The 18,388-nt window shown below is 71.5% G+C and carries 15 protein-coding genes; 9 read left to right on the plus strand and 6 right to left on the minus strand.

The window, feature by feature from the left end:
* The first annotated feature begins 35 nt into the window (after positions 1–35).
* A complete protein-coding gene (locus OG254_RS46565) occupies positions 36–1,175 on the plus strand; it encodes a sulfite oxidase (protein ID WP_405593885.1) in 1,140 nt (379 codons plus the stop codon).
* Positions 1,176–1,260: 85 nt separating this feature from the next.
* Here OG254_RS46565 and OG254_RS46570 read toward each other — a convergent pair whose 3' ends face one another.
* Together OG254_RS46570 and OG254_RS46575 are read right to left on the minus strand one after the other, a co-directional pair.
* Positions 1,261–1,467: a hypothetical protein gene (locus tag OG254_RS46570; protein ID WP_147995523.1), complete on the minus strand. Its 207-nt coding sequence runs from the start codon at positions 1,465–1,467 to the stop codon at positions 1,261–1,263.
* Between the two features lie 129 nt (positions 1,468–1,596).
* The gene (locus tag OG254_RS46575) at positions 1,597–2,805 is read right to left on the minus strand and encodes a beta-1,3-glucanase family protein (RefSeq protein WP_405593888.1); all 1,209 of its coding nucleotides are present in this window, start codon (positions 2,803–2,805) and stop codon (positions 1,597–1,599) included.
* A gap of 509 nt (positions 2,806–3,314) precedes the next feature.
* Between OG254_RS46575 and OG254_RS46580 the strand changes: the two genes are divergently transcribed.
* Positions 3,315–4,211 carry a GNAT family N-acetyltransferase gene (locus OG254_RS46580; protein ID WP_405593890.1) on the plus strand — a complete coding sequence of 299 codons (897 nt, stop codon included), beginning with the start codon at positions 3,315–3,317 and terminating at the stop codon, positions 4,209–4,211.
* A gap of 150 nt (positions 4,212–4,361) precedes the next feature.
* Complete coding sequence (locus OG254_RS46585; RefSeq protein WP_405593893.1) at positions 4,362–4,688, plus strand: hypothetical protein; 327 nt, start codon at positions 4,362–4,364, stop codon at positions 4,686–4,688.
* Positions 4,689–4,711: 23 nt separating this feature from the next.
* Here the strand turns inward: OG254_RS46585 and OG254_RS46590 are convergent, their stop codons facing one another.
* Entirely contained in the window at positions 4,712–5,617 is a 906-nt protein-coding gene (locus OG254_RS46590; RefSeq protein ID WP_405593895.1) for an AraC family transcriptional regulator N-terminal domain-containing protein, read from the minus strand.
* 146 nt (positions 5,618–5,763) lie between these two features.
* Here OG254_RS46590 and OG254_RS46595 point away from each other — a divergent pair, with 146 nt between their 5' ends.
* Positions 5,764–6,525 carry an SDR family NAD(P)-dependent oxidoreductase gene (locus tag OG254_RS46595; protein WP_405593897.1) on the plus strand — a complete coding sequence of 254 codons (762 nt, stop codon included), beginning with the start codon at positions 5,764–5,766 and terminating at the stop codon, positions 6,523–6,525.
* A gap of 113 nt (positions 6,526–6,638) precedes the next feature.
* Here OG254_RS46595 and OG254_RS46600 read toward each other — a convergent pair whose 3' ends face one another.
* Positions 6,639–7,523: a Gfo/Idh/MocA family protein gene (locus OG254_RS46600; protein ID WP_405593899.1), complete on the minus strand. Its 885-nt coding sequence runs from the start codon at positions 7,521–7,523 to the stop codon at positions 6,639–6,641.
* Positions 7,524–7,755: 232 nt separating this feature from the next.
* Here OG254_RS46600 and OG254_RS46605 point away from each other — a divergent pair, with 232 nt between their 5' ends.
* Together OG254_RS46605 and OG254_RS46610 are read left to right on the plus strand one after the other, a co-directional pair.
* Positions 7,756–8,613 (plus strand): aldo/keto reductase, encoded by an 858-nt coding sequence (locus tag OG254_RS46605; protein ID WP_405593901.1) that lies wholly within the window; start codon positions 7,756–7,758, stop codon positions 8,611–8,613.
* A gap of 94 nt (positions 8,614–8,707) precedes the next feature.
* Positions 8,708–10,474, plus strand: a complete 1,767-nt coding sequence (locus OG254_RS46610; RefSeq protein ID WP_405593903.1) for an ABC transporter ATP-binding protein — start codon at positions 8,708–8,710, stop codon at positions 10,472–10,474.
* A 25-nt stretch (positions 10,475–10,499) separates the two neighbouring features.
* Here the strand turns inward: OG254_RS46610 and OG254_RS46615 are convergent, their stop codons facing one another.
* Both OG254_RS46615 and OG254_RS46620 read right to left on the minus strand, forming a co-directional pair.
* Complete coding sequence (locus tag OG254_RS46615) at positions 10,500–12,962, minus strand: cellulosome protein (RefSeq protein ID WP_405593905.1); 2,463 nt, start codon at positions 12,960–12,962, stop codon at positions 10,500–10,502.
* A gap of 54 nt (positions 12,963–13,016) precedes the next feature.
* Positions 13,017–14,054, minus strand: a complete 1,038-nt coding sequence (locus OG254_RS46620) for a LacI family DNA-binding transcriptional regulator (RefSeq protein WP_405593907.1) — start codon at positions 14,052–14,054, stop codon at positions 13,017–13,019.
* On the opposite strand from OG254_RS46620, the gene OG254_RS46625 reads away from it, so the two are divergent.
* The 3 genes from OG254_RS46625 (at position 14,053) to OG254_RS46635 (ending at position 18,375) form a co-directional block, all read left to right on the plus strand.
* Complete coding sequence (locus OG254_RS46625) at positions 14,053–16,212, plus strand: glycoside hydrolase family 36 protein (RefSeq protein ID WP_405593909.1); 2,160 nt, start codon at positions 14,053–14,055, stop codon at positions 16,210–16,212. The two genes, OG254_RS46620 and OG254_RS46625, sit on opposite strands and share 2 nt — an antisense overlap.
* A gap of 64 nt (positions 16,213–16,276) precedes the next feature.
* Positions 16,277–17,542: a glycosyltransferase family 4 protein gene (locus OG254_RS46630; protein WP_405593911.1), complete on the plus strand. Its 1,266-nt coding sequence runs from the start codon at positions 16,277–16,279 to the stop codon at positions 17,540–17,542.
* Positions 17,539–18,375 (plus strand): transferase, encoded by an 837-nt coding sequence (locus tag OG254_RS46635; protein ID WP_405593913.1) that lies wholly within the window; start codon positions 17,539–17,541, stop codon positions 18,373–18,375. The genes OG254_RS46630 and OG254_RS46635 overlap by 4 nt, the downstream gene beginning before the upstream one ends.
* The last annotated feature ends 13 nt before the right edge of the window (positions 18,376–18,388 follow it).

Below are 18,388 nucleotides of genomic sequence, written 5' to 3' on the forward strand. Positions count from 1 at the left end.
GCGCGATGACGCGCGTGCGGGTCGATAATGCGGGTATGGGTCACCGACTCGCCGACGTGAGCACGCCGGCCCGGCTGGCCGCCCCGCAGGAGGGCATCGGCCGGGACGAACTGGCGCTCGCGACCCGCAACCACGGCCTGCCCCTCGAAGCCCTGCGCTACGACATCTCCCCGCCGGGCCTGCACTACGTCCTGACCCACTACGACATCCCGTACGTCCCCGACGGCACCCCCTGGCCCCTGACCCTGGACGGCCGCGTCCGCCGCCCCCTGCGCCTCGACCTGACCGACCTGCGGAGGTTCCCACAGGTCACCACCCGCGTCACGCTGGAGTGCGCCGGGAACGGCCGCGCCCTGCTGACCCCGCGGCCGGTGAGCCAGCCCTGGCTCGTCGAGGCGGTCGGCACCGCCGACTGGACCGGCGTACCGCTGCGTCTGCTGCTCGCCGAGGCCGGGGTCCGCCCGGACGCGGTCGACGTGGTCTTCACCGGCGCCGACCACGGCGTCGAACGGGGCGTCGAACAGGACTACCGGCGTGCCCTGACCGTCGAGGTGGCCACGGGCAGCGATCCCGAGGTGCTGGTGGCGTACGCGATGAACGGCGCACCGCTGCCGCCGCAGCACGGCCGCCCGCTGCGGCTGATCGTGCCCGGCTGGTACGGCATGGCGCACGTGAAGTGGCTGTGCGGGATCACCGTCGTCGACGAGCCGTTCACGGGGTTCCAGCAGGCCGTGGCCTACCGGCTGCGCCGGGACCCCGGTGACGTGGGGGAGCCGGTCACGCGTATCGCCCCGCGCGCCCTGCTCGTCCCACCCGGCTTCCCGGACTTCATGTCCCGGGCTCGCGTGGTCCGGCCCGGTCCGGTGGCGCTGGAGGGGCGGGCCTGGTCCGGGCGTGCGCCGGTGACGCGCGTCGAGGTCAGCACGGACGCGGGACGCACCTGGCAGGACGCCGAGGCGGCGCCGGACGACGGGCAGCGGTGGGCATGGCGGGGCTGGCGGCACACCTGGACGGCCACCCCGGGGGAGCATGTGCTGAGCGCACGGGCCACCGACGCCGAGGGCCACAGCCAGCCCCTGGACCAGCCCTGGAACCGCGGGGGCTTCGCCAACAACCTCGTCCAGCGGGTGCCGGTGCTGTGTCTGGACGAGGGCGAGAAGGCGGACGAGGGCTAGACCGGCGTCGTGGTGGGCACGCGAGGCCGCCCCGGGGTGCCGACCCGCACCCCGGGGCGACCCGCGCGCATCGTGGCGGGTACGGCTACGGCAGCAGCTTGTCGAGGGCGGACGGCCCCTCGGCCGCCAGCTTGCGCTTGGCCCATTCCAGGTTGCGGGGGGTGATGTCCTTGCCTGAGGCAAGGACAATGTCCTCGGGGGACACTTCGGTGCCGGTGCGGGCGTGGAGCAGGTCGTCCGGGGTGACGCGCTCCCCGGACGGCCCGGACGCTTCGGGCTGGGACGTCGGCATCATCTCTGCTCCTCGGATCCGGGTGACTTCTTCGGGCCCGGTGCGGTCATCGGGTCTGTTAACACCATTCAACGCCCGAGCAAACCCTGCATCCGGAGCCGCCGGCAGCCCGCCGCGCCCGGGCCCGCGTCAGCCCTCGAAGGGCGTGAGCGTCAGCGTGATCCCCGTCGGTGCCGTGTCCTGGATGTACGAGGCGAAGTCGGCCACGTCGTCGAAGGCGAAGCCGTACGCCTTGCCGTCCTCGGCCGCGGCGTGCATCGCCCCGGCGTAGTGGTTCGTGAGGTCGGTGCGGTAGAAGGTGGCGGGGTCGGTCGTCGGCTGCGCGGGGTGGCTGAGCAGCGTCGAGCGGTTGAAGCCGGCGCCGAGGACGGCGGCGACCGGGCCGGTAGTGCCGTCGTTGGGGGCGGCGAGGTTGCCGTCGCAGAACAGCACGTCCCGGGTCGACGGCTTGCCGAAGGACACCTGGGCGGGCCCGTCGAAGGTGAACCGGTCACCGCGTACCCGCCCGGTGAACGTCCCCGCGTTGGTGGTGACGGTCAGGTCCTGTCCGGTGTACGTGCTCCACACCTCGTCGATGTACGGGGCGAAGTAGTCCTTGGCGAACAGCCCGGCGTCCAAACCGTGGCCCGGGGCGATGACACGGGTGTCGTCCACGACCAGCCGCGCGAACGCCTCGGCCTCGCGCACCGCGGCGAACGCCGCCGCACGCCCGCCGGCGCGCAGCCTGCCCGCGGTCTGGTCCTTGGCGCCGGTCAGCCGGATGCTCATCGGCACGCTGAACATGTCGACCATGGTGGTGTTGCAGAACATCCCCGACGCGTTGTACGTGAACTCGGCGCAGTCGTGCAGCACCGGGTAGTTGGGGTCCGACGTGACCCAGCCGGCCGGGTACTGGAGCGCGGCGTTGCCGTTGCCGTCCGCGACGGCCTTGAACTTGAGCTTCTCGCCGAGCGACACATAGATACGGCCGGACATGTAGGGGAGGGAGAGCCGGGTCTCGCCGCCGCCGGCCAGGGGGATGGCGTAGTCGGTGAAGCCGTCGGGGCCGTTGTCCGACAGCGCGATCGGCGCGAGGGTGCCGTCGGGCGTGACCCGGACCTGCCTGCCGTCCTGGTTGCCGACGATGTAGAGGTGGACGCTCGCGTTGCCGAAGGAACCGCTGTCATTGGCGATCGTCAACGGCAGCGGGCCCGCGGCGGCAGGCGCGTCACCGCCCGCGGGCGTGTCCGCGAGTGCGTACGGGGCCACGGTGGCGGCGACGGGGACGGCCACCGCCGCGCCGCCGAGGGCGAACAGGAGCCTGCGACGACCGAGGGGGCGCTGATGACGGGAAGTCATGTGGGGGATCTCCCGGGGTGCTTGTGGGGGTACGTGAGCCGTGGCGGCGAACCGTCGAGACCGGTTGAGAGCGCTCTCGAAACGCGCCCGGACCAACCCTGCCCGCCACCGATGAGCCCCGATGCTACGCATGACCCCCGCCTCGGCCAATGGGTCCGCAGCCCGTCCAAATGCCTCTGAACTGCGGAAACTTGAAAGGCCACGGAATGACCACAACCGCTTAATCCTCACCTAAGGCCGCCTTAAGTCTCGAGGAGCCTTTGAGAGCGCTCCCGGACCGCGACGGAGGTCTGCTCCAAGAACGGAGGTCTGCTCCAAGAGGCGGGAGAAAACCCATGGACGGCCCTGCCGAAGATCACGTACTGTGTGGCTCCACGCCCTGAGACGGACGGAAGGAGGCGAGTGCCGTGCAGTTCACATCTTCCCAGCGCTCCCTTTTCCGCTGCCCCGGCGTGCGTGTCGCGATCTGACCGGGAGCGCTCCAAGCAGCCTTATCCCGGAGGAATTCCGTGACCGATCTGGTCATTCGTACGCTCTCCACGAGCGACGCCCATCTTTTCGACGCACACCCCGACCCCCTGGGTGCCCGTGAGGGGCACCTGCGCACCACCTTCCGCCCCGAGTGGAAGCGGGTGGCTCTGCGCGACGGCACGGTCGTCGCCCGTGGCGCATGGTGGGGCGGCCCCGACGACTCGGAGCCCATCAACATCAACTGGTTCGACGTGGCCGAGGGCGAGGAGGAGGCCGGCGCCGAACTCTTGCGCTCCGCCCCCTGGCAGGTCGAGCTCGAAATCAACCTGCCCGGCGGCTGGCGGGACGATCCCGCCCTGAAGGCCGCGGCCGAAGCCCGCTTCAACGCCGCGCGTGCGGCCGGTCACGAGCTTCTCGTGGAGCGCTTCCTGTACCGCTGGACGCCGGAGCTCGGCCTGCCCGAGCGGCCCGGACGGCTGCGGTTCAGCGCCGAGCCCGATGACGCGGTCTTCTTCGACGCGCTGCGGCGCATCCATTCCGTCACCCTGGACGCGCACGCCCTGCGGGACATCGAGGAGGGCGGGATCGACAAGGCCGCCCAGGCGGAGCTCGACTTCTTCCACTGGTGCCCGTCCCCACGGGAGTGGTGGCAGGTCGCGCACACGCCGGAGGGCGACCTGGCCGGCATCCACATCCCGGCCCACAACCCGTCCGGTCCGACCATCGGCTTCATCGGGGTCGTCCCGGAACAGCGGGGCCACGGCTACGCCTACGACCTCCTCACGGAGTGCACCCACGTCCTCGTCGAGCAGGGCGCGGAGTTCGTCACCGGCGCGACGGACCAGGGCAACTTCCCCATGGCCGCGAACTTCGCCAAGGCGGGCTACCCGGTCGTCAAGGAGCGGATCAACTTCGCAGCGAAAGCCTCGGCATAGCGGGTCAAGGGGCCGGCACAGCTGAGGAGTAGCGCCAAGGCCCGATAGAGGGCGGACGGCCCGGACCCCGACCGCGGGTCCGGGCCGTCTGTCAGTGCCGGGTGGCATGCTGGCCGACGGTGTGATCGACGGCGGGCGACGGAGGCGGGCATGGGCTTCGACGGCGGGGTGTGGCGGGTGAGCGGTGGCGACGAGCCGGTGGGGGAGATCCAGATCGACGAGGCCGACTTCCCCTGGCTGTCGGGCCGTTTCACGCCCGGCCCGGGGTACGACGCGGTACGCGACCTGTTCGCCCGTGAACTCGCCCTGGTGGAGCGGGACGACGACGAGGCCCTCGCGGTGTGGGAGGCGGCCTACGAGGAGATCCGAAGCCGTGTCTCGCTGTCCTCGCCGGACGGCCCCGTCGCCGAGTTCCTGCTGCACATCGAGGGGGACAGGGCGTGGTTCCGATGGAGCGAGGAGCCCTTCGACGAGTAGCCCGCAGCCGCGCCCGGGCCCGCTCAGGTCAGGACACCCGCAGGGCTGCGCGCGGCGTCCCGCAGGCGGGCGGCGTCCTTGCTGGGAGGCGCGCCGAACTGGCGGCGGTACTCCCGGCTGAACTGTGACGGGTTGTCATAGCCCACGCGTTGGCCCACTCCCGTGACGTCGCCCGGGTGGGTGGCGAGCAGCAGACGCGCCTCCTGGAGCCGGATCTGCTTCTGGAACTGGATGGGGCTCATCGCGGTCACCGCCTGGAAGTTGCGGTAGAAGGCGGAGACACTCATGCCGGACATCCGGGCGACGTCCTCGACCCGGAAGGGATCCGCGTAGTTCTCGCGGATCCAGCGCACGGCCCGGGACACATGGCTGAGACCGCTGTCGGCCAGGCCGAGCTGACGTACCGTCGCCCCCTGCTCCCCGGTGATCACCCGCCACAGGATCTCCCGCTTGACCAGCGGCGCGAGCACGGCCCGGTCGCGGGGCTCGTCGATCAGGCGCAGCAGCCGCACCACGGCGTCGAGCAACGCGTCCGGGGCGTCGCTCACGGCGATCCCCGACGGCGGGCCGCCGCCGACGCGGGGAGTGACCCCCGGGCCGGCCTGGAGCAGCAGCTCGGCCACGGCGGCCGGGTCCAGCGTGAGCCCGAAGCCCAGGGCGGGGTGCTCGGGATCGGCCCCGGTGAACTGGCCGGTGACCGGCAGATCGACCGAAGCCACCAGATACTGCCCGGCGCCGTACTCGAAGACTCGGTCGCCCAGCGCGAGGCGTTTGGCGCCCTGGGCGATGACCGCCAGAACAGTGCCGGACATCGAGGGCGCAGGCGGATCCGACCGGTCGACCTTTGAGATGAGGACACCGTCGATGGGGGTGGTCCAGTCGGGACGCGCGTGCCGGGCCAGCAGCACGCGGAGCTCTTCCAGAGGCATACGGCCATTGCAGCACGGTTGCGCCGGACGGCTCTCGAACGCGAGAGGATCGTGCAAGTGCGGGCGAGCATCGTTCTAACGTTTCCGCAGGTCAGAAGGGTTGAATGGAATCAGTTCACCGGTTCCGTCCACTCAGAGGAGAGACCATGAAGATCGCCATCGTCACCGGCGCCAGCTCCGGCATCGGGCAGAGTGCCGCCATCGAGATCGCCAAGCGCGGGGTCGGGGTGATCCTGACCTACGGCAAAAATGCGCGCGGCGGTAGGGAGACGGTCGCTGCCATCGAGGAGGCGGGCGGCACCGCCGTGGCGTTGCCGCTGGACGTCGGTGCGAGCGACACCTTCGACGCCTTCCGCGACACGGTGGCCGGCGTGCTCAAGGAGACGTGGGGGCGCGACACGTTCGACCACCTGGTCAACAACGCGGGGATCGCGCAGACGGCGTTGATCGAGGACATGACGGAGGACATGTTCGATCGGCTCACGCGGGTCCTGCTCAAGGGGCCGTACTTCCTGACGCAGAAGCTGCTGCCGCTGATGGCGGACGGCGGCGCCGTCGTCAACACCAGCAGCAACTCGGCGGGCACCACCACCGGCCTGGAGCCCGGCTACTCGGCCTACGCCACGATGAAGGGCGGCCTGGACGTACTGACCCGCTACATGGCCAAGGAGTTCAGTGGCCGCGGCATCCGGGTCAACGCCGTCTCGCCGGGGGCGACCCGCACCCGCCTCGGCGACGACGCCTTCACCCGGTTCCCCGAGGTGGTCCCGGCCATCGCCGCGAAGTCCGCCTTCGGCCGGGTCGGCGAACCCGACGACATCGGCGCGATGATCGCCACGCTGGTCTCCGAAGAGAGCCGCTGGGTCACCGCCCAGAACATCGAGGTCTCCGGCGGCTACAACCTCTAGGGCCTGTCCGGCGGACCAGGTCGGCTTCAAGTAACGGCGTCTCATCAGCGCAGATGGGCGTGCCAGGCCCCGCGACGCCGGAATGATCCGCCGGACAGGCCCTATAGGGCCGGTCAGCCGCCGTTCAGCAGTGCCTCGGCCTCGGCCAGAATCTCGCTGACCCGCAGCCCGAACCCCGCGTCGCACGCGTGCGCCTGCCCGGTGCGGGCCGCGGTCAGCAGGGCGTCCCCGGCACGGCCGAAGGCGGACACCGCGTTCTCGGAGCTCTCCGGCAGCAGTGTCACCCCGGCCGTGCCCCGCAGTTCCACAGCGGCCCCCGCGGCGGCCGGCGGAGCCGTGAGGCTCAGGGCCAGTGTGCTGGACGCGTCACTGACGTGGTCGAGGACGAGGTGGACGGTGTCGCCGGGGCCGGGCGCGGCCGCGGTCACCCGCCTCGCGTCGCCCAGGACGGGCAGCAGCACGGACAGCGCGTGCGGGCCCACGTCCCACAGTGCGCCCTTCTCGCGCCGCCACGGCGAGTCCGCGAACGGGCTGTCGTCACCGCTGAACACCGCCCCGAGCCACTGCGCCCGCCCGGTGAACCAGCCTTCCACAGCGGCCTGTTCGGTGACCCACGCCTCGGTCTCCGGCTGGAAACGGGTGGTGAAGAAGACGACCGAGGCCACACCGGCCGCCTCGACGGCCTCGACGACCGCCTGCGCCTGCTTCACCGTCGGCGCGAGCGGCTTGTCGAGCAGTAGATGGCAGCCCGCCCGCGCGGCCCGTACCGCGAGGTCCGCCTGGATCGCCGGGGGCAGGGCGACGGCCACCGCGTCCACGTCGGCGAGCAGCGCGTCGACCTCGTCATAGGCCCGCACGCCGTGGCTGTCGGCCAGTTCCTTCGTGGGTGCCGTACGCCGGCCCCACACCCCCACGAAGTCCAGTTCCCCGTGCCCGCTGAGTGCGGGGGCATGGGCCATCCGGGCCCACGGGCCGGTGCCGAGCAGTCCTATGCGCATGCCGCCGCCTCTCAACTGTGCCGAAATCGGCTCGTCAATCGAGGGTGAGCGTGTCACAACGACCGGGAGACCTCGCAAGGGGAGGGGGGGACCGGGCGGCCGATCCCGGCGCCAAGGATTCAGTGGCGTCGTCGCTGAATGCGTTCTCTTTCTTCTATTGGACCTCTCGCGTCCGGACGTCCACGCTGGACGACAACGTTGCCGAGCGACAGCCGAAAGAGGTCACGAGCCCATGCACACCCGCCGCATCGGGGATGTCCAGGTCAGCGCGATCGGCCTGGGCGGGATGCCCATGTCCATCGAGGGCCGCCCGGACGAGGCGCGTTCCTTCGCCACGATCCACGCCGCGCTCGACGCCGGCGTGACCCTCATCGACACCGCCGACTCCTATCACCGCGACGCCCACGAGGTCGGTCACAACGAGACCCTGATCGCCAAGGCCCTCGCCTCCCACGACCTCGGCAAGGACGTCCTCGTCGCCACGAAGGGCGGCCATCTGCGCCCCGGCGACGGAAGCTGGACGCTCGACGGCAGCCCCCGCCACCTCAAGGAGGCGTGCGAGGCGTCCCTGCGCCGGCTCGGCGTGGAGGCCATCGGGCTCTACCAGTTCCACCGCCCCGACCCGAGGGTGCCGTACGCCGAGTCGGTCGGCGCGATCCGCGACCTGCTCGACGAGGGCAAGATCCGCATGGCCGGCATCTCCAACGCGAACCCCGAACGCATCAGGCAGGCGAACGACATCCTCGGCGGCCGGCTGGTCTCCGTACAGAACCAGTTCTCCCCGGCGTTCCGCTCCAGCGAGCCCGAGTTGCGTCTGTGCGACGAGCTCGGCATCGCGTTCCTGCCGTGGAGCCCGCTCGGCGGTATCTCGCGGGCCGGTGAACTGGGCTCCGCCTACGCCCCGTTCGCGCGGGTCGCCGAGGCGCACGGGGTGAGCCCGCAGCGGGTGTGCCTGGCCTGGATGCTGGCCCAGTCACCGGTCGTCGTCCCGATCCCGGGGTCGAGCCGGCCGGAGACGATCCTGGACTCGCTCGGCGCGAGCGACCTCGTGCTCACCGCCGAGGAGATCGCGGAGTTGGACGCCGTCTGAGGAATCGCGTGTACATCCTGCCGGTACGGGATGGGTAAGCGCTTGCTGTCCACTGGCTCGCTCTTCATCCGGCACCTTGGGGAGGACAACGCCGATGGCGTCGTCACACGAGAGACCGCTCGACCACCGCTACCGGGACGAACACCCGGTCCGCACGCTCGCCTATCTGTTCCGCGCCGACCGTCACCGCCTCGCGGCGGCGGTCGGCGTCTTCACGGTCAAGCACAGTCCGGTCTGGCTGCTGCCGCTGATCACCGCGTCCATCATCGACACCGTCGTCCAGCACCAGTCGATCAGCAGGCTCTGGCTGAGCACCGGCGTGATCATGTTCATCCTGCTGGTCAACTACCCCCTGCACGTGCTCTACGTACGCCTGCTCTACGGCAGCGTGCGCCGTATGGGCACCAGCCTGCGCTCCGCGCTGTGCACCCGCATGCAGCAACTCTCCATCGGCTACCACTCGCGGGTCAGCGCCGGTGTGCTCCAGGCCAAGGTCGTGCGGGACGTCGAGGCCGTCGAGCAGATGGTGCAGCAGACCGCGGAGACGGGACTCGGCGCGATCACCGTCCTCATCGGCGGCCTGGCCATCATCGCCGTACGCACACCGGAGTTCGTGCCGGTCTTCCTCGTCGTCGTGCCCGCCGCCGCACTGGTCGTCGCCCGCCTCCGCGCGCGGCTGCGCACCCACAACGAGAGCTTCCGCCACGAGGTCGAGACCCTGTCGTCCCGCGTCACGGAGATGACCCGCCTCATACCGGTCACCCGCGCCCACGGGCTGGAGGGCAAGGCACTGCGGCGCATGGACGGCACCCTGCACCGGCTGCTGACCTCCGGCATGCGCCTCGACCTCGTCAACGGCCGCTTCGGCTCGCTCGCCTGGGTCGTGCTGAACGTGGTCGGCGTACTGGTCCTCGCCGGAGCGGCGCTGATCTCCTACTACGGCGTGTGGGGCGTCACCGCCGGCGACGTCGTCATGCTGAGCGCGTTCCTGACGACCCTCACCAACTCCACGACCACGCTGGCCGGTCTGGCCCCGGTCATCACCAAGGGCCTGGAGTCCGTCCGTTCCGTGGGCGAGGTGCTCCAGGCCCCCGAGCTGGAGGACAACGAGGGCAAGGCCGAACTCGCCGCGCTGCGCGGCGCCGTGACCTTCGAGGGGGTCGGCTACGCCTATGACAGCGGTCGCCCCGCGGTGCGTGACTTCACCCTCTCCGTGTCGCCGGGGGAGACGGTCGCCCTCGTCGGCGCGTCCGGTGCGGGCAAGTCCACCGTGCTGAATCTCGTCATCGGCTTCATCCGCCCGACCTCCGGCCGACTGCTGCTCGACGGCACGGACATGAACACCCTCGACCTGCGCACGTACCGCCGCTTCCTGTCGGTCGTGCCGCAGGAGTCGATCCTGTTCGACGGCACGATCCGGGAGAACGTCGCCTACGGCATGGACGACGCCGACGAGGAGACGGTGCGCGCCGCGCTGCGCGACGCCAACGCGCTGGAGTTCGTCGACCGGCTGCCGCAGGGGCCGGACACCCTGGTCGGCGAGCGCGGGGCGCGGCTGTCCGGCGGGCAGCGACAGCGCCTGGCCATCGCCCGGGCTCTGATCCGGGACCCCAGAGTGCTGGTCCTGGACGAGGCGACCTCGGCCCTGGACACCCGGTCGGAGGCGCTCGTCCAGCAGGCCCTGGCCCGGCTCCTGCGCGGCCGTACCACCTTCGTGGTGGCCCACCGCCTGTCCACGGTGCGCGGCGCGGACCGGATCGTGGTGCTGGGGGACGGCCGCATCGAGGAGATCGGCACCCATGAGGAACTCCTGCGCCGGGGCGGGGCGTACGCGGCACTGCACAGCGGTCAGGTCGCCTGACGCGTGTGCGACTGCCGGGCGGCGACTACGGCCGGTCGACGACTCGGCCCAGCTCGATCCGATCGATGTCCGGCGCCCACGCGGTCGCGTTGGCGAACGTCACCTTGTTGGGGCCCTGACTCAGCTCGACCGGGACGCTCACCGTCCAGTAGTCGTCCCGGCTCCAGGTGTTCTTGAAGGTGACCCGCACCGGCGCGGCGTCGCCCACTGTGATGTCCGCCGTTCGGGAGGTGATGTCCGTGTTGTAGGCGTGGCCGTTGTCGCGCCGGTCGTTGTGCGCGTAGTGGACGACCAGCAGATGGCGGCCGGAGCTGGGCGCCTCGACCGTGAACTCGGCCGTGCTGGAAGGGCTGTTGCCGAGCCGGCCGATGCGGGAGCCGGTGGAGGCGAACGCCGAGTCGACGAGTTCGGCCCCGCCCGCGAGGACGGCCGAGGCAGCCTCGTGGCAGAGCGTGCCGGCGGTCGAGCCGTCGCCCGAGACGTCGAGGGAACGGAGCGCGCAGTGCTGCGCGGTGACCGTGACGCGGTTGTTGCCCGCCGCCAGGTAGAGGCGCAGCGGAGCTCCGGGCGCCGCCGTGACCGTTTCTCCGTGCAGGGCGAGCTCCACCGTCGCCGAAGCCCGCGGCACGACCGTGTAATAGGCGTCGCGCGGGGCGTAGACGTCGAAGACGGCCCTGTCGCCCGGCCCCAGGACCAGCGCGCCCGTGCCGACTCCGCCTGACGAGGAGTAGTCGTACGACGGGCTGCCGTCGATGTCCGCCAGGGTGGCCTCGTACGAGGCGGAGGGTTCGCCGGTGCGGGCGGTCAGGTCGATGCGGTCGAGGGTGACCTCGGCGGAGCCCTTGGCGAGCGTCAGTAGGTGGCTGCCGGCCGACAGGTGGATCGGAAGCTCCTTCCTGGCGCGGTAGGTCCAGTTCTCGGTGGACGGGTAGGTGACGGTGACCGGGTCGCCACCGTCCACCGAGAGCCGCTGGGTGGCGGGGCCGCCGGACTGGTTGCCGTAGAGGACCGCCAGGTCGTACGTCCCGACGCGCGGCACCGTCACCGTGAAGTCGACCTTGCTGGTGGGCCGGTCGAGGGCGCCGACATCCTGAGTCCCGGAGGCGGCGTAGCCGCCTGCGTTCTCGACCGTGCCCTGGGTACGGACCTCGCCGTCGGTGACGGCCGCCGCCTCCGCCTCGTACGACGCCGTCCAGGGCACCGACGGCGTGGACGGGGTGCCGCGGCCGCCCGGGATGAGGACGATCCGGTAGGCGGACATCCTGTGCATGCCGCGCAGCGGCACGGTCACCGAACCGTCCTCGGCCACCGGCACCTTCGTCCGCGCCAGGACAAGGGGCGACGCGTGCTGGCCTTCGTAGCCGGACCAGGCCGCCTCGGCGACGGTCACGCCGACCGTACGGCCGAAGACGGACCCGGGGACGTCGCGGACCACGACGTCGCAGTCGCCCTCGCCCCCGCCGAGCAGCACCTGGGCCTGGCGGCGGGTGGTGTCGAGGGAGGCGAGGCCCTGGAGGGTGTCGACGGCGTCGGCCTGCGGCGGGCTCACCTTGACGGTGTCGCCGGTCAGCCCCGCGTACCAGCGGAAGAACCACCAACCGCCGTTGGGGATGCCGGTGCGGACCACATGGCCGTTGAGGCTGCCCGCCGCGTCCCAGTAGGCCGTGTTGGCGTAGACCTTGTTCCTCTCGAACATCGAGACCCACTGCACGAGTTGCCCGGGCACGGACAGGTCCCGCCGGTTGCCGTACTCGTCGATGTTGATCCTCAGCGGCGCAATTCCCGCCTCGCACTCCAGCGAGCGGTAGTCGTCGTGGTGCGCCTGGAAGTCCCGCAGCGAGTCGGAGCTCAGCTCGTGCCAGGTGATGACCTGGGGCAGGACGTTCTCGCGTCGGGCGAAGGCGAGGAAGTCCCGCATCAGGCGGGGGTGGTAGCCGGCCTCGTTGGGGCCTGCGATCCGCGCGTCCGGGTCGATCGCGCGGATGCGTCGGTACACCGTCCTCCAGTCCCGGAGGAACCGGTCGCGGTTGGCCTCGTACTGTGCCTGGTCGGCGACTTCGAGCTGATACCAGATCTGGTCGGGCTCGTTGAACGGGATGTAGACGAAGCGGTCACTGTCGGGGTGCGCCGCCACCTCCTTGACGACCTTGTCGACCTTGGTGAGGTAGTCGTCGATGCCGAGGTCCTCGTACGGCCACTCGGCGTGGACGTCCTGCATCATCACCAGGATCTCGCCGCCGCCGTTGCGGAAGAACGACCTGGAGACGGTCAGCGCGTCGCCGCCCGGATGCTGGGCCCCGCCCTCGGGCTTCTGCGTGACGCTGGTGATCTTCAGCGGCTCCAGCACGGCGTCGCCGGGCACCCCGTCGTCACTGAGCCCGTACAGCGCCCCGTTGGCACCGAGCAGCACCGGGCCCTCGGAGGCGGCGAGATCGACGGTGAGGCGCTGCGGGGTGGGCGCCGGGACAGCGAGAGCTCTCGTCTTCATCACGTGCCTTTCGAGAACGGGTGGTTCAGGAAGCGGGACTCGGAACAGCGGCGCTCAAACGGCGACCGGCGGCGGCCCCGAACTCTCCCGGACCACCAGCTCCGGCACCGAGACCGGATGCGGCGCGATCTGCGCGGCCTCCTCCAGAACCCCGTGCAGCAGCGCGAACGCGGCCCTTCCCAGCCCGGTGAAGTCCAGACGTACGGTGGTCAGCGACGGGGTCAGATAGGCGGAGTGCGGGGCGTCGTCGAACCCGGCCACGCTGACCTCGCCGGGGACGCGGCGACCGCACTCGTGCAGCGCGCGCAGCACGCCGAGCGCGAGGTCGTCGTTGCCGCACAGGATCGCGGTGACGGCGGGGTCCCGGGCCAGCTCCAGGCCTGCCGCGTGACCGCCCGCGGGGCCCCAACTGCCCTGTACGGGGCGGGGTTCGGGTGCGCCCGCCTCCTTCAGCGCCCGTCGCCATCCGCTGGTGCGGGCGCTCGTGCGGCGGGTGCCGGACGGGATGGTGACGTAGTGCACCGTCTCGTGGCCCAGGGCGAGCAGATGGCGGGTCGCCTCGTAGGCGGCCTCGCGGTCGTCGGTCCACACCCAGGGGCGGTCGCCGCGCGGCGGGCTCGCCGGGGTCTCGACCACGCCGACGACCGGGAGTTCGGCGGGGACGGCACCGAGGGCCCGCACTCCCGCAGGGTCGTAGGCGATCACGACGATCCCGCCGCCCGCGTCCGCCGCCCGCTGCACCTGGGCGGCGACGGCCGCCTCCTGCGCCGATTCCAGAACGCCGATCCCGACCGCGTACGACGCCGCGCGGGCCGCCTCCTCGACGCCCTGGAGGATGGAGGCGTAGCCGTGGTGGGTGGTGTTCGCGGTGAGCACGGTCACGGCCCTGTTGCGGCCGCTGGCCAGGGCGAGCGCGGTGGCGTTGCGGCGGAAGCCCAGCTCGTCGATGGCGGCGAGCACGCGGTCCCGGGTGGCGGGCTTGACGCTGGGGTGGCTGTTGATCACCCGGGAGACGGTCTGGTACGAGACGCCGGCGGCGGTCGCGACGTCCCGGATGCTCGCAGGGCGCCTTGTGTGACCGGTCACATTCATGCCAGGATTGTTACCGGTCACATGGGGGTCGTCAAGAGGGGGCACCTTGTCCGGTACGGGTATCAGTGCGTGTGACAGGTTCAGTTGGGGCCATGCGGCATTGCGGGCCGAGTTCGCCGTCGCCGCTGACGGAACTCCGCGACTCGTGGGTCTCGACCGTCCGGGCGGACCGCGTCCCGTCGAGCCCGAATCCGCCCTCCCGCTCGTCGAGTTGACCGCACTCGGGCACGGCAGCGGCTGGTCCGGCCCGCGCTTCACCGGTACGGCCCTCGGGGCGCGGCTGAGGTACCGGGACCACCGCACCGGCAGGCGCGGCGACTGGAGGTGGCTGCATGTCGAACTCCACGACCCGGCCACAGGGCTGACCGCGTTCGCCGAGCTGACGTCCCCCGACGGACTCCCGGTGCTCCGCTCCCGTGTCCGGCTCCGCAACGACGGCGCGGAGCCCCTCGTCGTCCAGTCCGTCAGCAGCCTGCTGTTCGGCGGGCTGCCCGCACCGGACGCCCTCGACGTGCTGCGGGCCCGCAACGACTGGCTCGCGGAGTGCCGTTGGTACACCGAGCCACTGCGCGACACCGTCGTCGACATCGACCTCGACGTCCATCAGCACGACAGCCGCGCCGCCCTCGTCCTGGCCGGGCGCGGCAGCTGGCCCACCGACGGTCATCTGCCCATGGGGGCGCTGACCGAGCGGAGGAGCGGGCGGACCTGGCTGTGGCAGGTCGAGTCCCCGGCCGGCTGGCGCTGGGACCTGGGCGAGAGCGCGCGCGGCACGTACCTCGCGCTGAACGGGCCCACCGACGCGGAGCACCAGTGGCGTATCCGGCTCGACGCGGGCGAGGAGTTCACCACGGTGCCGGGTGTACTGGCGCTCGGCTCCGGGCTCGACGAGGCCATGGGCGCGCTCACCTCGTACCGCCGGGCCGTGCGCCGCCCGCACCCCGACCACTCCGCGCTCCCCGTCGTCTTCAACGACTACATGAACACGCTCATGGGCGACCCCACCACCGAGAAGCTGCTGCCCCTGATCGACGCGGCGGCGCACGCGGGCGCGGAGTACTTCTGCATCGACGCCGGCTGGTACGACGACACCGCGGACGGCGGCTGGTGGGACGGCGTCGGCGAGTGGCTGCCCTCGAAGCGCCGCTTCCCCGACGGCGGGATCCGACCGGTCCTGGACCGGATCCGTGAGCGCGGCATGGTGCCCGGGCTGTGGCTGGAGCCCGAGGCCGTCGGCGTACGCAGCCCGCTCGCCGCCGCCCTGCCGCCGGACGCCTTCTTCCAGCGTGACGGGATACGCCTCACCGAACAGGGCCGCCACCAGCTCGACCTGCGCCATCCCGCCGCCCGTGCGCACCTCGACGGCACGATCGACCGGATCGTCGGCGAGTGTGGCGTGGGCTATCTCAAGCTGGACTACAACATCGTGATCGACCCCGGAACCGTCGCCCCCGGGGACCTCGCGCCCGGCGCCGGACTGCTCGGTCACGCCCGCGCCTACCTGGACTGGCTCTCCGAAGTGCTGGACCGGTATCCGCAGCTGGTGATCGAGAACTGTGCCTCGGGCGGCATGCGCATGGACGGAGCCACGCTGACCGTCACCCAACTCCAGTCCACCAGCGACCAGCAGAACCCGCTGCGCTACCCGCCGATCGCCGCCGGCGCACCGAGCGCCGTACCGCCCGAACAGGGCGCCGTCTGGGCCTACCCGCAGCCCGACTTCGACGACGGCCTGATCGCCTTCACCCTGGGCGGAGCCCTGCTGGGCCGGATCCACCTCTCGGGACACCTGGACCGTATGACACCACGTCAACTCGGCCTCGTACGCGACGCGCTGACGACGTACCGGACGATCCGCCGGGACCTGGCCCGTGCCGTGCCGTTCTGGCCGCTGGGACTGCCCGGGTGGACGGACGAGTGGCTGGCGCTCGGCATGCGGTCGCCGGACGACCGGACGACGTACGTGTCGGTCTGGCGCCGGGGCGGCACGCCCGAACTGCGGCTGCCCATCGACCACTTGGCGCACCTGGACGTCCGCACGGAGATCCTCCACCCTGCCTCCGCGTCGGCCGGTTCGGCGCTCTGGGACGGCGACGCACTGCGGGTGACGCTGCCTCGCACGCCCGGTGTGCTGCTGGTCCGTCTGTCGAGTGCATGACCTGCAAGGCAACGGAGGGGTAACAGGAGGCAACTCAAAGAGGTCCAGCGGGGTCTAGTCCGCCATGAAGATCTCTTTCCTGCTGCACAACGCCTACGGGATCGGAGGCACGATCACCACCACGTTCAACCTGGCCCAGGCATTCGCCGAGCGGCACGAGGTGGAGATCGTCTCCGCCCTTCGGCACCGGGAACACCCGAACTTCGCCCTGGACCCGAGAGTCTCCCTGAGGCCACTGGTGGACCTGCGGCACGAGAAGGAACATCCCCTGCATCTCAGACCGGCGCGGGTGTTTCCCGCCGCCGAGTACCGCTACGGGCAGTACAGCGAACTGACCGACCGGCGGATCGGCGAGTGCCTGGCGGCGACCGACGCCGACGTCGTCATCGGCACCCGGCCGGGCCTCAACGTGCACCTCGCGCGCCAGGCCCCGCAGCGCGTCGTCCGCATCGGGCAGGAGCATCTCACCCTCGACAACCACTCGCCCCGGCTGCGCACCGCACTGCGCCGGGCCTACCGCCGGCTCGACGCGCTCACCACCGTCACGGAGGCGGACGCCGCCGTCTACCGGCGCAAGATGCGACTGCCCGGGGTCCGGGTGGCGGCCCTCCCGAACAGCGTCCCCGATCCGATGCTGCCCGCGGCGGACGGCACCGCGAAGGTGGTGGTCGCGGCCGGCCGACTGGTCCCGGTGAAGCGCTACGACCTCCTCATCGAGGCCTTCGCCCCGGTCGCCGCCGCCCACCCGGACTGGCAACTGCGCATCTACGGCAAGGGCGAGGAACACGCGCGGCTACGGCAGCTCATCCACGACCTCGGCCTGAGCGACCACGCCTTCCTGATGGGTGCGGCCGCCCCGATGGAGGCGGAGTGGGTCAAGGGCTCGATCGGCGCGACCGCGGCCAACTTCGAGCCGTTCGGCATGACCATCGTGGAGGCGATGCGCTGCGGACTGCCGGTCGTCAGCACCGACTGCCCGTACGGGCCCGGTGAGATCATCGACGACGGCACCGACGGCCGGCTCGTGCCCGTCGGCGACCGCGAGGCGATGAGCGCCGCCCTGCTGGAACTCGTCCGCGACGACGAACGGCGCCGGCGGATGGGACGCACGGCCTTGGAGAACGCGCGACGCTTCGCCCCCGTCCCTGTCGTGGAACAGGCCGAGCACCTGATCGACGAGGTGCTGGCCGCGCGCAGGACCGGGCGACGGACCGCCGCAGAACCCGGACGAATACAACGCGCCCTGGTCAGCCAGGGCTTCGCCGCCCGCGACGCCGCGCACACCGTGGCCTCCGGCGCGCTGCGCACGGTACGGAGGGGACACCGATGACCACCGATCCCGCCGCCGCGAGCGCGGCCGACCTGCGCACCGACTGCACGGCCGACGCGGACGGCCGTATCACCTTCGCCCTCCGGGCGCCGTCGGCAACGGGGCGTCTGCTCCTGCGACTTCGCCCCAAGAAGGGGCAGCCCGAGAAGATCCTCCACGTGCTCGATCCGGAACAGGGCGAGGACGGCCGTCCCTGTGCCGTCCTCGCGCCCCAGCCCCTACTCGCCGAGGGCCGGTGGGACGTCTACCTTCTCCCCGAACCGGACGCACCACGCCGGCGCCTGCGCCCCGGCCTGCGCGACCTTCGGGCCCTCCTCGGCGGGCACCTGCGTGACTGGCAGTCGCCGGTCGCCGTGCGGGTCCCGTATGTCACCAAAGACGGTTACCTCGCGGTGCGGGCGTGGCTGCGCACGGCCCATGCGGAGGTCGACGGCATCGATGTCACGGACCGGTCGATGACGGTCGGAGCGCGGCTCCACGGCGCCACGCTCGCCGGGGGAGCCGCGGTCCGGCTGCGCCTGCGGGGCGGTGGCGGCACCGAACGGACCGTCGTGCCGCGGGCGAAGGACGACGGGCGGGGCTTCTCCTTCACCGTGGACTACGGCGAACTGGTCGGCGCCGACGACACCGGGGACCGTGTGTGGGACCTGTTCGTCCGGGCCGTACCCGCAGCGACCGGGGAGGAGACGTCCATCCGGATCGGCCGTCTCTTCGACGACATCGCGGACCGCAAGGAGATCTTCGTCCTTCCGGCGGCCGTGATCGGCGGCGCGGTCGTGCGCCCCTACTACACGGTCGACAACGACCTCTCGGTACTTGCGGACAGAACCTGACCGCAAGTCTTTC

This window comes from Streptomyces sp. NBC_01092, assembly GCF_045039535.1.
Classification (GTDB): domain Bacteria; phylum Actinomycetota; class Actinomycetes; order Streptomycetales; family Streptomycetaceae; genus Streptomyces.

Excerpts from the sequence above, each read along its gene's own strand:
- OG254_RS46610 (WP_405593903.1), top strand. The coding sequence starts at position 8,708 with ATGGCGTCGTCACACGAGAGACCGCTCGACCACCGCTACCGGGACGAA.
- OG254_RS46585 (WP_405593893.1), top strand. The coding sequence starts at position 4,362 with ATGGGCTTCGACGGCGGGGTGTGGCGGGTGAGCGGTGGCGACGAGCCG.
- OG254_RS46605 (WP_405593901.1), top strand. The coding sequence starts at position 7,756 with ATGCACACCCGCCGCATCGGGGATGTCCAGGTCAGCGCGATCGGCCTG.
- OG254_RS46630 (WP_405593911.1), top strand. The coding sequence starts at position 16,277 with ATGAAGATCTCTTTCCTGCTGCACAACGCCTACGGGATCGGAGGCACG.
- OG254_RS46635 (WP_405593913.1), top strand. The coding sequence starts at position 17,539 with ATGACCACCGATCCCGCCGCCGCGAGCGCGGCCGACCTGCGCACCGAC.
- OG254_RS46570 (WP_147995523.1), bottom strand. The coding sequence starts at position 1,467 with ATGCCGACGTCCCAGCCCGAAGCGTCCGGGCCGTCCGGGGAGCGCGTC.
- OG254_RS46595 (WP_405593897.1), top strand. The coding sequence starts at position 5,764 with ATGAAGATCGCCATCGTCACCGGCGCCAGCTCCGGCATCGGGCAGAGT.
- OG254_RS46620 (WP_405593907.1), bottom strand. The coding sequence starts at position 14,054 with ATGAATGTGACCGGTCACACAAGGCGCCCTGCGAGCATCCGGGACGTC.
- OG254_RS46590 (WP_405593895.1), bottom strand. The coding sequence starts at position 5,617 with ATGCCTCTGGAAGAGCTCCGCGTGCTGCTGGCCCGGCACGCGCGTCCC.
- OG254_RS46565 (WP_405593885.1), top strand. The coding sequence starts at position 36 with ATGGGTCACCGACTCGCCGACGTGAGCACGCCGGCCCGGCTGGCCGCC.
- OG254_RS46600 (WP_405593899.1), bottom strand. The coding sequence starts at position 7,523 with ATGCGCATAGGACTGCTCGGCACCGGCCCGTGGGCCCGGATGGCCCAT.
- OG254_RS46575 (WP_405593888.1), bottom strand. The coding sequence starts at position 2,805 with ATGACTTCCCGTCATCAGCGCCCCCTCGGTCGTCGCAGGCTCCTGTTC.
- OG254_RS46625 (WP_405593909.1), top strand. The coding sequence starts at position 14,053 with ATGCCAGGATTGTTACCGGTCACATGGGGGTCGTCAAGAGGGGGCACC.
- OG254_RS46615 (WP_405593905.1), bottom strand. The coding sequence starts at position 12,962 with ATGAAGACGAGAGCTCTCGCTGTCCCGGCGCCCACCCCGCAGCGCCTC.